This is a genomic window from Bradyrhizobium sp. YR681, from assembly GCF_000282615.1.
Classification (GTDB): domain Bacteria; phylum Pseudomonadota; class Alphaproteobacteria; order Rhizobiales; family Xanthobacteraceae; genus Bradyrhizobium.
Genome location: NZ_AKIY01000046.1, coordinates 20,246 through 33,479, shown reverse-complemented (window position 1 = coordinate 33,479; position 13,234 = coordinate 20,246). Strand labels below are relative to the sequence as shown.

Sequence of the window (13,234 nt, the reverse complement as noted above, 5' to 3'; positions counted from 1 at the left end):
CGCCAGCCACTGCCCGCCGGGTCATGCCGAAAGGCTGCGGGCCGCCGGCGCCGGACTGACATTCGACGATATGCGGCAATTGCCCGAGCTGGTCCGGCGGGTCGCGGCGGACGCCCAGACGGGCTGATATCGGCCATTTTGCATCATTTTGCGCATGCGCGGAGCACTTGAACCCGGAATGACCGTCTAAAAAGCGGCCATTCGCTGGATTTTCGTCCCTCCAGCCTATATCTGGGGGCGGTCCTCCACCTCCATTCCAGGTTCCATGACGCCGCCGCGCAAGCTGCACATCAAATCTTATGGCTGCCAGATGAACGTCTACGATGCCCAGCGCATGGTGGACACGCTGGCCCCGGAAGGATTCGTGGAGACGGCCAGCGCGGAAGATGCCGACCTCGTCATCCTCAACACCTGCCATATCCGCGAGAAGGCCTCCGAAAAGGTCTATTCCGAGCTCGGCCGGCTACGCGTCGCCAAGGACGAGGCCGCGCGCGGGGGCCGGACGATGCAGATCGCGGTCGCCGGCTGCGTTGCGCAGGCCGAAGGTGGGGAGATCACGCGGCGCGCGCCGGTGGTCGACGTCGTGGTCGGCCCACAGAGCTATCATCACCTTCCGGAGCTTCTGAAGCGGGCGCGCGAGGAAGGCCGCGCGATCGAGACCGAATTTCCCGCCGCGGACAAGTTCGGCTTCCTGGCCCAGCCGAAACCCGCCGCGATCCGCGCGCGCGGCATTTCCGCTTTCGTCACGGTGCAGGAAGGCTGCGACAAGTTCTGCACCTTCTGCGTCGTGCCTTATACGCGCGGCGCCGAAGTCTCGCGTCCCGTGGCGAAGATCGTCGACGATGTGAAGCGGCTGGCCGACAACGGCGTGCGCGAGCTCACGCTGATCGGGCAGAACGTCAACGCCTATCACGGCGACGGACCGGACGGAAAAAGCTGGGGGCTCGGCCGATTGCTCGAGCATCTGGCGACGATTCCCGGCATCGCACGGCTGCGCTATTCGACCAGCCACCCCCGCGATGTCGATGACAGCCTGATCGCGGCCCATCGCGATCTCGATGCCCTGATGCCGTTCGTGCACCTGCCGGTGCAGTCGGGCTCGGACCGGATTCTGGCCGCCATGAACCGGAAACATACCGCCGATGATTACCTCGATGTCATCGACCGTTTCCGGTCCGCACGCCAAGACATTGCTTTTTCATCAGATTTTATCGTGGGCTTCCCCGGCGAGAGCGAGCAAGATTTTCTCGCCACTCTCGCGCTTGTCACGCAAATCGGCTACGCTGCGGCGTATTCGTTCAAATACTCCGCCCGGCCGGGAACGCCGGCCGCGGATATGCAGGAGACGGTGTCCCCTTCCGAGATGGACCAGCGATTGGAGCGGCTCCAGGAACTGATCGACAGCCAGCAATCGGCCTTCAACAGGGCTGCGATTGGCTCAACGGTCGACGTGCTGTTCGAGCGTCCGGCCCGCAAGGATGGCCAGATCGTCGGCCGCACCGCCTTCCTCCAGCCCGCTCATGTGATGGCCTCGCCCGACATCATCGGACAAATCCTGCCTGTCAGAATCGACAGCCTCGAGCGCTACAGTTTCCTCGGCGAGCTCGCCACACCGCGTAATGCGCGCGAGCCCGCTTTATCGCCCATAGCCACTGGAGCCTGAACCCTTGCCAAAAAGCGCATCGGATTCGTCTTCTATCGCTCCCAGCCGCAAATTTGACCGCGACATGCAAGTTCCGCCCGAGACCCAGGTCGTCATCGACTTCGACGACAACCGCGCCGCGTCCGCGCTGGTCGGCCCCTACGGCCAGCACCTCGCGCAGATCGAGCGGCGGCTCGGCGTCGTGGTCGATTCCAAGGGCAACCACATCACGATCGGCGGCTCGCGCGACGGCTGCGATGCCGCGCGCCGCGTGCTGGAGACGCTCTACGCGCAGGCCGTGAAGGGGCAGGATCTCGACCAGGGCGAAGTCGAGGGCGCGATCCGCGCCGTGATCGCGCAGGGCTCGCTGTTCGAATTCGACGCGAAGTCGGGCAAGTCGGCCTTCGACAGCATCAATCTGCGCAAGCGCCCGGTGCGCGCGCGCACCGCCGCGCAGGATTCCTACATCCGCGCGCTGAAGCGTCACGAGCTGGTGTTCGGCATCGGACCTGCCGGCACCGGCAAGACCTGGCTCGCGGTCGCGCATGCCGCGCAGCTGTTCGAGCGCAAGGAGGTCGACAAGATCATCCTGTCGCGTCCGGCGGTGGAAGCCGGCGAGCGGCTCGGCTTTCTGCCCGGCGATCTCCGCGAGAAGGTCGATCCCTATCTGCGCCCGATCTACGACGCGCTGTACGACCTCATGGACGCACGCATCGTCGAGCGCGCGCTGCAGACCGGCGAGATCGAGATCGCGCCGCTCGCCTTCATGCGCGGCCGCACGCTGACCAACGCCGCCATCATCCTGGACGAGGCGCAGAACACCACGTCGATGCAGATGAAGATGTTCCTGACGCGCCTCGGCGAAAACAGCCGCATGATCGTGACCGGCGACCCCTCGCAGATCGATTTGCCGAACGGCCAGACCTCGGGCCTCGCCGAGGCTACGCGCCTGCTCGATGGCGTCGAAGGCATTGCACAAGTTCATTTCAAAGCCGAGGACGTGATCCGCCACGAGCTCGTGGCGCGGATCGTCTCCGCCTACGAAGGGCAGCCGCAGCGGCCGGCCGCCGGTAAATCCTGACGGGACAACAGCCGGACCAAGCGGGCGCGGACGAGGCGCCTTATCGTTCCGAACAAAGACAATGTCACACCCCAACCTTCCCATGACCGAGGTCCTCGTCGTTGCCGATTGCTGGCAGCGCGAACCCGATTCCGAGACCGTGATCCAGCGCGCGGTCGCGGCCGCCGCCGAGAGTGTCGACGAGGACGTCGCGGACGCCGAAGTGGCCGTGATGCTGACCGATGATGCTGGCATCCGCACCCTCAACAGCAATTGGCGCGGCATCGACAAGCCGACCAATGTGCTGTCGTTCCCCGCGCTCCAGCCGGAGGGCGAGTGGAAGCCGGGCGATGCGCCTCGCATGCTCGGCGACATCGCCATCGCCTACGAGACCATGCGGCGCGAGGCGGACGAGGAAAAGAAGCCGTTCAACCATCATTTGAGCCATCTCGCCGTGCATGGTTTCCTGCATTTGATCGGCTACGATCACGAAAACGACGACGACGCGGAAGAGATGGAAGCCCTGGAAACGCAGATCCTGGCCCATCTCGGCATTCCCGATCCCTATGCCGACCGCCCGGGGACGCACTGAAATGCCGGATTCCGAACCGACCCACGACAATCCGCGCAACACGCCCAATTTGCCGGCGGTGGTGACGCCAGGCGAGGTCCTGCGTCCGACCGCCGACGGCTGGCTGGTGCGCGCGATCCGCACGCTGTTCGGCTGGAAGGCCGGATCGGTGCGCGACGATCTCCAGGTCGTGCTCGACGCCACGACACCCGACGACACCGGCTTCTCCGCGGTCGAGCGCACCATGCTGCGCAACATTCTCGGCCTGCACGAGCGCCGCATCGCCGACGTCATGGTGCATCGCGCCGACATCATCGCCGTGAAGCGCGACATCCCGCTCGGCGAGTTGATGGACCGCTTCGAGAGCGCCGGCCATTCGCGCCTCGTGGTCTACAACGAGACGCTCGACGATCCCGTCGGCATCGTCCACATCCGCGATCTGCTCGCCTTCATGACCGCGCGCGCGCGCGTATCCGAAACCACCAAGACCAAACGCAAAAAGCCGCTGCCGGCCGGGCTCGACCTGCGCACCGTCGATCTCGCGCTGCCGCTTGAGGATGCACGCATCATCCGCAAGCTGCTCTACGTGCCGCCGTCGATGCGGGCGATCGACCTGCTCGCGCAGATGCAGGCCACGCGCATTCACCTGGCGCTGGTGGTCGACGAATATGGCGGCAGCGACGGGCTGGTTTCGCTGGAGGACATCGTCGAGCAGATCGTCGGCGAGATCGACGACGAACACGACAGCGACGAGCCGCCCTCGATCGTACGCCTGCCGGACAACGCCTTCATCGCCGACGCCCGCGCCAGCCTCGACGACGTCCGCACGGTGATCGGCGCGGATTTCGTCACCGGCGAGGCCGGCGAGGAAGTGGAGACGCTCGGCGGCTATCTCGTCAGCTTCGTCGGGCGCCTGCCGGTGCGCGGCGAGGTGATCTCGGGCCCCGGCCATTACGAGGTCGAGGTGCTTGATGCCGACCCGCGCCGCGTCAAGCGGCTGCGCATCTCGACGCGGAAGGAACGCCCCGCCCCGCGCACCCAGCGCGAGAGAAGCCGCCGCGAGACCGCGCCGGAGAGCGGTCAGCCGCCGTCCGGTGACACGCCCACCCCGCCGCCGGGCGACGGGACCAGTCCGCAGTGACCGCGTTTCAGCGCTTCCGGCAGATTGCGCTTGCCATCATCCTGACCTGGGGATGGAAACGCGCCCTCATCGCGATGACGGCCGGCGCGCTGTCGGTGCTGGCTCTGGCGCCGTTCAACATCTTTCCGGTGCTGTTCGTCACCTTGCCCGTCATGGTCTGGCTGATCGACGGCGCGGGTGCCGGACGTTATGGCGGCGTTCCCGCCGCAGCGCTGACCGGCTACTGGTTCGGGCTCGGCTATTTCGTGCCCGGGCTCTACTGGATCGGCTACGCGTTTTTCGTCGATGCCGACATATTCGCCTGGCTGACGCCGTTCGCGGTGCTCGGCCTGCCGGCCTATCTCTCCATCTTCACCGCAATCGGCTTTGCGCTGGCCCGGCTGCTCTGGAGCAAGGATGCCACGCGCATCCTCGCGCTCGCCGCGAGCCTCACCGTCGCCGAATGGCTGCGCGGTCATGCGCTGACCGGCTTTCCCTGGAACGCCTTCGGCTATGCGCTGTCCGAGCCGCTGCCGCTGGCGCAGACGGCCTCGCTGATCGGACTGTGGGGCATGACGTTCCTCAGCATCGCGATCTTCGCGAGTCCCGCGGCGCTGATCGATCGCACGCCCGATCGCCGCCCGGCGTGGCGCGCGCCGGGCGCCGCGATCGCGCTTCTGATTGTCATGAGCATCTTCGGCGCGATCCGCCTGTCGCTCAATCCAACCACGATGGTCGCGGGCACCAAGCTGCGCCTGATGCAGCCGAACCTCCAGCAGGACGCGAAATTCAACTACGCCGCCAAGGCGGAGGTGATGAAGAAGTACCTGGCGCTGTCGGACCGCGCCTCCGGGCCGCAATCGACCGGCGTGCGCGATGCCACCATCCTGATCTGGCCGGAATCCGCGTTTCCGTTCTTCCTGACCCGCGAAGCCGACGTGATGGCGCAAATTGCCGAGCTGCTGCCGAAAGGCACGGTGCTGATCACGGGTTCGGTGCGCGCGCCGGACCTGCCGCGGGGAACTCCGATCACGCGTGCCTATAATTCGATCTACGTGATCGATCACGACGGCAGCGTGCTCGCAGTCTACGACAAGTTGCACCTCGTGCCGTTCGGCGAATTTCTGCCCTACCAGGATTTGATGGAAAAGCTCGGCTTCGAGCAGCTGACACGCGTGCGCGGCGGCTTTATTCCCGGCGCCGTGCGGCATGCGCTGCCGGTAGCGGGCGCACCGAGCGCGCTGCCGCTGATCTGCTACGAGGCCATTTTTCCCGGCGAGGTTGCCGGACGCAACGAACGTCCGGGCTGGATCGTGAACCTCACCAATGACGGCTGGTTCGGCATCTCGACCGGACCGTATCAGCATCTGGAGCAGGCACGGATGCGCGCGATCGAACTCGGATTGCCGCTGGTCCGCTCTGCCAATACTGGCATCTCCGCCGTGATCGATCCGGTGGGACGCACCATCGCCAGCCTCGGTCTCGGGACCGAAGGTATTTTGGATGCAAACCTTCCCGCCGCGATTCCGCCAACCGTCTATGCGCGGATGGGTGACGTGCCCGCGGCCATGCTGGTCGCGCTGGCCGTGCTTCTCGCGGTCCGCCGACGTGTTGCCAAACGGCACCCCTGATCACGTCGTCGCCACGGACGCGGGCGGAATCCTTTGACAACCGTAGTCCCACGGTTGACAGACTGCACGCGGGTTCCTCATTCTGCACCCGCTGCAAAAGACAGTGGGCATTGCTAAATTTCTCCGCAATGTTTCCCAATAACAGGGTTTGATTTTTACGATGCTGGCACCTGAGGCATTCCGGTCGATTGCGCTGAAGGTGGTGTTTGGAGGCTGAGGAAATGTCGAAAGCGCCCAACCCTGTTGACAAATATGTCGGCAGCCGCGTGCGTATGCGCCGCATCATGTTGGGCATGAGCCAGGAGAAGCTCGGTGAAGCTTTGGGCCTGACTTTCCAGCAGATCCAGAAATACGAGAAGGGCACGAATCGCGTCGGTGCGAGCCGTATCCAGCAGATCGCCGAGATCTTGCAGGTGCCGGTGTCGTTCCTGTTCGAGGGCGGCCCGAGCGGCGTGGCCGGCCCGGACGGCTTCGCAGAAGGCGCTTCGCCCTCCTATGTGTCGGACTTCCTCGCGACCTCCGAAGGTCTCGCTCTGACCAAGGCATTCACGCGAATCACCGATTCGAAGATGCGCCGCTCGATCGTCGATCTCGTCGAGCAGATCGCGGCTCGCGAAGGCCCCGACAAGCGCTGAGGCGCCATCGCAATCCGATTTGAGGCTGCGCCAAATCTGGCCTATGTCGTCATTTGCGGCCGCGCGGTGACGCGCGCCGTCTCAGATGATGCGATTCAAAGGCATAGATGCGTCCATGGCGAGCTCCAACTGGTTCGATACCCAAACTATTCTCGATGGCATCCGGCGCTGGGTGGAGATCGAGACGCCGACGGAAGCGCCTGAACAAGTCAACAAACTCGTGTCGCTGGTCGCGGATCAGCATCGCGATCTGCCCGTCACGCTCGAACGTATCGCCGGCGTCGATGGCCGCGGCGATCATCTGCTGGCACGCTCGACCTGGGGTCAGGAGCAGCCCGGCATTCTCGTGCTGAGCCATCTCGATACCGTTCATCCCCTCGGCTTCATCGAACGCCTGCCGTTCAAGGTCGAAGGCGACAGCGCGTTCGGTCCCGGCATCTACGACATGAAAGGCGGCGCCTATATCGCCCATCACGCCTTTGCCGCGCTCTGCGCCGACGGCAATCGATCGCCGCTCGGCATCACACACATGTTCACCTCCGACGAGGAGATCGGCAGCCCCACCTCGCGTGCGCTGATCGAGAAGGAAGGGCGCAAGGCCAAATACGTGCTGGTGACGGAGCCGGCGCGCGACGGCGGCAAGATCGTCACCGGCCGCAAGGGTGTCGGGCGCTTCCATGTGTTCATCAAGGGCGTGCCCGCACATGCCGGCTCGCGGCCCGAAGACGGTCGCAGCGCCGTCCGCGAGCTTGCCAACGTCATCCACACGCTGGAAGGGATGAACGATCTGGCCCGCGGCGTCACCGTCAATGTCGGCGTGGTGCGCGGCGGCACCCGTCCCAACGTGACGCCGGAAGAGGCCTATGCCGAAGTCGATCTGCGTATTCCGAGCTTCGCGGACGCGGAGGAGTTCGTCGGCAAGATCCTCGGGCTGACATCGAAGACCGAAGGCGTCAGCGTCACGGTCAAGGGCGAGCTCAACCGTCCTCCTTACGAGAAGGGCAATGCAGGCGCATCGCTGTACGAGCATGCCAAAACGCTCGCCACCGAGATCGGCTTCGAGCTGATCGACACCTACACCGGCGGCGGCTCGGACGGCAATTTCACCGCTCCCCACACCGGCACGCTCGACGGGCTCGGCGTCGACGGCAAGGGTGCACACACCCATTATGAGCAGCTCTACGTTTCGTCGCTCGAACCGCGCGCGCGGCTGCTCTATCGTTTGTACCAGACGCTGCGATGAGCGAACGCAAATCAGATCCCGATCGCGATGACAGCGAACGCGCCTTCTTCGGACGCCGCAAGGGCCACAAGCTCCGGCAGCACCAGGCCGAGCTGATCGATCATCTGCTGCCGCATCTTGCGCTCGACATCGCCAGCGAGAAGCCGGCGACGGCCAGCGAGATCTTCGATCCCGCGGCGGAGGACGTGCGGCTCGAGATCGGTTTTGGCGGCGGCGAGCATCTGGCGGCGGAAGCGCAGACCTTCGCCGCGACCGGCTTCATCGGCTGCGAGCCCTATGTCAACGGCATGGCAAAAATCCTCGCGCAGATCGAGGCCGCCAACATCGCCAACATCCGCCTGTTCGCGGGCGATGCCGCCGAACTCCTGGCCTGGCTGCCAAAAGCCTCGCTGTCGCGGATCGATTTGATCCATCCCGACCCATGGCCGAAGCGGCGGCACTGGAAGCGGCGCTTCGTGCAGGACAGGACGATCGCCGCGATGGCGCGCGTGCTCAAGCCCGGCGGCGAATTCCGCTTCGTCTGCGACATCGACGATTACTGCGCCTGGACGCTGTCGCATCTGGCGCGCGCGCCGGATTTCCAATGGCTCGCCGAGTGCGCCGACGATTTCCGCCAGCCGTGGGACGGCTACACCATGACGCGTTACGGCCGGAAGGCCACGCGCGAAGGGCGCAAGACGACATATTTGCGATTCAGGCGGGTTTAGTTGTCATTGCGAGGAGCGAAGCGACGAAGCAATCCGGAGTGCCTCCGCAGAGAGATTTCTGGATTGCTTCGCTTCGCTCGCAATGACGGAAAGTGAGTCTAGATCGTCTGCCGGTTGCGCCAGAATTTCACGACGCGCTCGGCCGTCGACGGCATCAGGCGCGTGAAGTTCATGCGGGCCGCCTCGATGTCGGCATCGGCCGGCGTGCGATGCGGGCCGTACCACAGCAGGATCAGCGCGCGCACCGTCGGCCAGCCCAGGTTCAGCATCCGCCCCAGGATCAGGATCGGATCGTAGCGGTCGCCGGCGACCAGCCGGCCGAGAATCGAAAGGCGGATGCCGGCCATCGCCGAGAGCGAGGCGATCGATTCCTCGTATTTGTGCGCCTTGGCAAAGCCGAGCAGCGCGCTCTCGCCGAGATGCCCCTCGCGGTGCAGGGCCAGCACCGTGCGCTGTGCCGAGGAGAAATCGCGCCGCGGCCCCGGCGGCAGCGCGGCTTCCTCGATTGCGGCCATCGCGCGCTTGATCTCGACCTGACGCGCGGGATTGACCACGGTGGAGAGACGGCGGCGGATGACGTCGAGCGTGCCGTTGAGAAGCTCTTTCAGATGCTCGCCGGAGAGATCGTTGCGCTGGCCGATCCTCAGCGTCAGCACGCCGTCCTGCGCGGCACGCTTGATCAGCTCGGAATAGCTGCCGGGCGAGAACACCGCGCCGGCATTGCCGGCGGCGCGACGCACCACGTCGCGATCGCCGCGCTCGACCAGCACGTCGGTCACGACAGCCGGCAAGACCGGACGATCGGTCATCGCCAGCAGATGGCCCTGGCCCTTCAGCCGCGCGATCTCGACCAGGGCGGCTTCGTCGAGCACGGGCGAGCGGCGCAGCACTGGGCCTGCCACCATGATCTCGTTTTCGCGCGCGAGCTGATTGACCAGATGCGGTGGTGCGTTGTCCAGGCGCGAGAAGCGTTCGGCCAGATCGACGCGCGAGGCGAGCTCGGCATGCGGCACGAGATCGATCAAGAGATCGTCGAAGAGATCGATGAGCTCAGGGCGGAGCTGGGCGGGATCCTGGAAGAACAGTTCGGCGATGGCACGCGCGATCTCGCCGCGACGCCTGGGGTCGCCGCGTTTGACGATATCGTCCAGTCCGGGAATGAGCGACGTGGCAACGGTCATGAAAACGCAAACTCGTACAGGGCACGCCGCGGGTGCGCCCTTGGTCCAAGCCGCCCCACAATCGGGGAATTTAGGCCTCGGAGGTGAAGGAAGCGTTGCGCCGGGGGCCCACGAGGCGGGCGCAAAAAGCCCCGTTTGGCCTGCGATGGGCCTTGTCCGAGAAGGCGGAAAGGGCTATATCAGCGCCAATTCATCTTCTCATACGATCCGCGTAGTGAGAGTGGGCCCGAAAGGACCCGCTCTTTTTTATTACCTGAACGCGGCTTGGCGGAAGATGCGGCCCGACGCGCCGTCGGGGAAGTTCCATAGAGGGCTTTGAAGTCCTAACCAAGCCTTAACCATTCGAGCGCCTTGACCCCTGATATGACCGAACCGAACACTGGTTCCACGGATGCCGAATTGCTGGCCGAGCCGAGGCTCGTGGTCGAGCCGGGCGTGGCGGCACGGGTGTCCGCGGTCGCAGGTCCGGTGCTCGAGGGCATGGGCTACCGCCTGGTGCGGATCCGCATTTCCGGGGAAGCCGGCTGCACCGTGCAGATCATGGCCGAGCGGCCGGACGGCTCGATGCAGCTCGAGGATTGCGAGGCGATCTCGCGGGCCCTGTCGCCCGTGCTCGACGTCGCCGACCCCATCGATCGCGCCTACCGGCTGGAAATCTCCTCGCCGGGGATCGACCGTCCGCTGGTGCGCCGCTCCGATTTCGAGCGTTATGTTGGCCATCTGGTGAAGATCGACATGGCGGTCGCCCATGAAGGGCGCAAACGGTTCCGTGGCACGCTCGGCGACGTCGAAGGCGACCGCGTGCATCTGCATCGCGACGACGTCAAGGCGAATGATGCCGCCGACGTTCTCCTGACGATGGAAGATATCGGCGAGGCCCGTCTGGTGCTGACCGACGAGCTGATCGCGGAATCCATGCGCCGCGGCAAGGCGCAGGAACGCCAGATGCGCCGCGAACTCGGCATCGAGCCGCCGGCTGCACCGCACGCGGAGATCAGCGCGAAGATCACCAAGAACACCAAGCCGCAAAAGAAAAAGCCGGCCCCGACCAATACGAAGAAACATCGCCTTGCCGCCGAACGCGCGCGGCGTGGCGAGATCGAGCCTGACGAAGGAGACTAGCCATGGCAGTCAGCGCCAATCGACTCGAATTGCTCCAGATCGCGGACGCCGTCGCCCGCGAAAAATCGATCGACCGCGGCATCGTCATCGCGGCGATGGAGGATGCCATCGCCAAGGCGGCGCGAGCTCGCTACGGCAGCGAAACTGACGTTCATGCCGAAATCGACCCCAAGAAGGGCGAGCTGCGGCTGTCACGCCACATGCTGGTGGTCGAGAAGGTCGAGAACCATTCCAACCAGATCTCGCTGGTCGATGCCCAGCGCGCCAATCCCGGCGCCCAGGTCGGCGACACCATCGCCGACACGCTGCCGCCGCTGGAATATGGCCGCATCGCCGCGCAGTCGGCCAAGCAGGTCATCGTGCAGAAGGTTCGCGAGGCCGAGCGCGACCGGCAATATCAGGAATTCAAGGACCGCATCGGCGACATCGTCAACGGCGTCGTCAAGCGCGTCGAATATGGCAGCGTGATCGTCGATCTCGGCCGCGGTGAAGCCATCATCCGCCGCGACGAGATGCTGCCGCGCGAAGTGTTCCGCAACGGCGACCGCGTCCGCGCCTACATCTTCGACGTCCGTCGCGAGACCCGCGGCCCGCAGATCTTCCTGTCCCGCACCCATCCGCAGTTCATGGCAAAACTGTTCGCGCAGGAAGTGCCTGAAATCTACGACGGCATCGTCGAGATCAAGGCGGTGGCCCGCGATCCGGGCTCGCGCGCGAAAATCGGCGTGATTTCCCGCGATTCCTCGGTCGATCCGGTCGGCGCCTGCGTCGGCATGCGCGGCTCGCGCGTGCAGGCCGTGGTGAACGAATTGCAGGGCGAGAAGATCGACATCATCCCGTGGTCGCCCGACATCGCGACCTTCGTGGTCAACGCGCTGGCGCCGGCGGAAGTCTCCAAGGTCGTCATCGACGAAGACCGCGAGCGTATCGAGGTCGTGGTGCCCGATACCAACAACCAGCTCTCGCTGGCGATCGGCCGCCGCGGCCAGAACGTGCGTCTGGCCTCGCAGCTCACCGGCTGGGACATCGACATCCTGACCGAGCAGGAGGAATCGGAGCGCCGCCAGGCCGACTTCGAGAACTCCACCCGCGTCTTCATGGAATCGCTCAACGTCGACGAAGTGGTCGGCCAGTTGCTGGCGTCCGAAGGCTTCACCTCGGTCGAGGAACTCGCCATGGTCGACGTCAAGGAACTCGCCGGCATCGAGGGTTTCGACGAGGAGACCGCCCAGGAGCTCCAGAACCGTGCCCGCGAATATCTCGAGCAGCTGGAAGCCGAGCTCGAGGCCAAGCGCAAGGAACTCGGCGTCGAGGACGCGGTCAAGGACGTGCCCGGCGTGACCTCGAAGATGCTGGTGAAGTTCGGCGAGAACGACATCAAGACCGTCGACGACCTCGCCGGCTGCGCCACCGACGATCTGGTCGGCTGGACCGAGCGCAAGGAAGGCGGCGAGCAGACCAAGTTCGCCGGCGCGCTCGATGGTCTGGACGTCTCCCGCGACGATGCCGAGGCCATGATCATGCAGGCGCGCGTCAAGGCCGGCTGGATCACCGAGGCTGACCTGGCCAAGCCGGCCGAAGAGGCCGAGGCGGCTGAAGACCAGCCGGCTTAAGGGCAAAGGAGAATGTCGCCCGGATGCTCGCCGATACTGACCACGATCTCGACCATGGCCCGCGGACCGAAAGGTCCGCGACCATGCGGATGTGCGCGGTCAGCCGCGAGGTCCGGCCGATCGACGAGCTGATCCGCTTCGTCGTCTCGCCGCAAGGCGACATAGTTCCCGATCTCAAGCGCAAGCTGCCCGGGCGCGGCATGTGGGTCACCGCCTCGCGCGAGGTGGTTGCGGAAGCCGTGCGGCGTCACCAATTTAGCAAGGCCTTCAAGCGCGAGTTGCGCATTCCCCAGACGCTTCCCGCCGACATCGAGGCGCTCCTGGTTCGGAGCGTGACGGAAGCCCTTGGAATTGCCGCCAAGGCCGGCCAGATCGTGGCCGGCTTCGGCAAGGTCGAGAGCTGCTTGCGGGAAGGCACGGTCGAGGTCCTGATCCACGCCAGCGACGGGGCCGCGGACGGAATCCGCAAATTGGACACGCTGGCACGCCAAAATGCCGGAAATCGCGGCGCCAAGCCGCAGATTCCGGTCGTTACCGCACTTAAATCAGTAGAATTGGATTTGGCACTTACCCGGTCAAATGTGATACATGCTGCCCTGCTCGCGGGCCCGGCGAGCAAGTCATTCCTGTCACGTAGCCAGATGCTGGTCCGATACCGGATGGCGGACGCTGACAAGACTGCCGAAGAGCCCGGCCAGGATTTCTGAGA

At 65.1% G+C, this 13,234-nt stretch carries 12 protein-coding genes and 1 pseudogene; 12 read left to right on the top strand and 1 reads right to left on the bottom strand.

Annotated features, from left to right (window positions below):
• The 9 genes and pseudogenes from PMI42_RS40365 to trmB all read left to right on the top strand — a co-directional run.
• Positions 1 to 127, top strand: a pseudogene (locus PMI42_RS40365) (hydrolase); the annotation flags it as partial.
• A gap of 138 nt (positions 128 to 265) precedes the next feature.
• The gene (gene miaB / locus PMI42_RS06625) at positions 266 to 1,663 is read left to right on the top strand and encodes a tRNA (N6-isopentenyl adenosine(37)-C2)-methylthiotransferase MiaB (protein ID WP_008131814.1); all 1,398 of its coding nucleotides are present in this window, start codon (positions 266 to 268) and stop codon (positions 1,661 to 1,663) included.
• Between the two features lie 64 nt (positions 1,664 to 1,727).
• Positions 1,728 to 2,723 (top strand): PhoH family protein, encoded by a 996-nt coding sequence (locus PMI42_RS06620; RefSeq protein WP_008131813.1) that lies wholly within the window; start codon positions 1,728 to 1,730, stop codon positions 2,721 to 2,723.
• A gap of 82 nt (positions 2,724 to 2,805) precedes the next feature.
• The gene (gene ybeY / locus PMI42_RS06615; RefSeq protein ID WP_008131812.1) at positions 2,806 to 3,294 is read left to right on the top strand and encodes an rRNA maturation RNase YbeY; all 489 of its coding nucleotides are present in this window, start codon (positions 2,806 to 2,808) and stop codon (positions 3,292 to 3,294) included.
• Between the two features lies 1 nt (position 3,295).
• A complete protein-coding gene (locus tag PMI42_RS06610) occupies positions 3,296 to 4,414 on the top strand; it encodes a hemolysin family protein (protein WP_008131811.1) in 1,119 nt (372 codons plus the stop codon).
• Positions 4,411 to 6,024 carry an apolipoprotein N-acyltransferase gene (gene lnt, locus PMI42_RS06605; protein ID WP_008131809.1) on the top strand — a complete coding sequence of 538 codons (1,614 nt, stop codon included), beginning with the start codon at positions 4,411 to 4,413 and terminating at the stop codon, positions 6,022 to 6,024. The genes PMI42_RS06610 and lnt overlap by 4 nt, the downstream gene beginning before the upstream one ends.
• 221 nt (positions 6,025 to 6,245) lie before the next feature.
• Complete coding sequence (locus PMI42_RS06600) at positions 6,246 to 6,659, top strand: helix-turn-helix domain-containing protein (protein ID WP_008131807.1); 414 nt, start codon at positions 6,246 to 6,248, stop codon at positions 6,657 to 6,659.
• An 85-nt stretch (positions 6,660 to 6,744) separates the two neighbouring features.
• Complete coding sequence (locus tag PMI42_RS06595) at positions 6,745 to 7,902, top strand: M20 family metallopeptidase (RefSeq protein WP_035964708.1); 1,158 nt, start codon at positions 6,745 to 6,747, stop codon at positions 7,900 to 7,902.
• Positions 7,899 to 8,609, top strand: a complete 711-nt coding sequence (gene trmB / locus PMI42_RS06590; RefSeq protein ID WP_008131803.1) for a tRNA (guanosine(46)-N7)-methyltransferase TrmB — start codon at positions 7,899 to 7,901, stop codon at positions 8,607 to 8,609. Before PMI42_RS06595 ends, trmB begins: the two co-directional genes overlap by 4 nt.
• 98 nt (positions 8,610 to 8,707) lie before the next feature.
• Here trmB and PMI42_RS06585 read toward each other — a convergent pair whose 3' ends face one another.
• Positions 8,708 to 9,790 (bottom strand): DUF2336 domain-containing protein, encoded by a 1,083-nt coding sequence (locus PMI42_RS06585; RefSeq protein ID WP_008131801.1) that lies wholly within the window; start codon positions 9,788 to 9,790, stop codon positions 8,708 to 8,710.
• Positions 9,791 to 10,153: 363 nt separating this feature from the next.
• Here PMI42_RS06585 and rimP point away from each other — a divergent pair, with 363 nt between their 5' ends.
• From rimP to PMI42_RS06570, 3 genes are read left to right on the top strand one after another with little or no spacing between them, the layout of a single operon-like run.
• A complete protein-coding gene (gene rimP, locus PMI42_RS06580; protein WP_008131799.1) occupies positions 10,154 to 10,912 on the top strand; it encodes a ribosome maturation factor RimP in 759 nt (252 codons plus the stop codon).
• A gap of 2 nt (positions 10,913 to 10,914) precedes the next feature.
• Positions 10,915 to 12,525 carry a transcription termination factor NusA gene (nusA, locus tag PMI42_RS06575; RefSeq protein ID WP_008131797.1) on the top strand — a complete coding sequence of 537 codons (1,611 nt, stop codon included), beginning with the start codon at positions 10,915 to 10,917 and terminating at the stop codon, positions 12,523 to 12,525.
• A gap of 23 nt (positions 12,526 to 12,548) precedes the next feature.
• Positions 12,549 to 13,232, top strand: a complete 684-nt coding sequence (locus tag PMI42_RS06570; protein ID WP_008131794.1) for an RNA-binding protein — start codon at positions 12,549 to 12,551, stop codon at positions 13,230 to 13,232.
• The last annotated feature ends 2 nt before the right edge of the window (positions 13,233 to 13,234 follow it).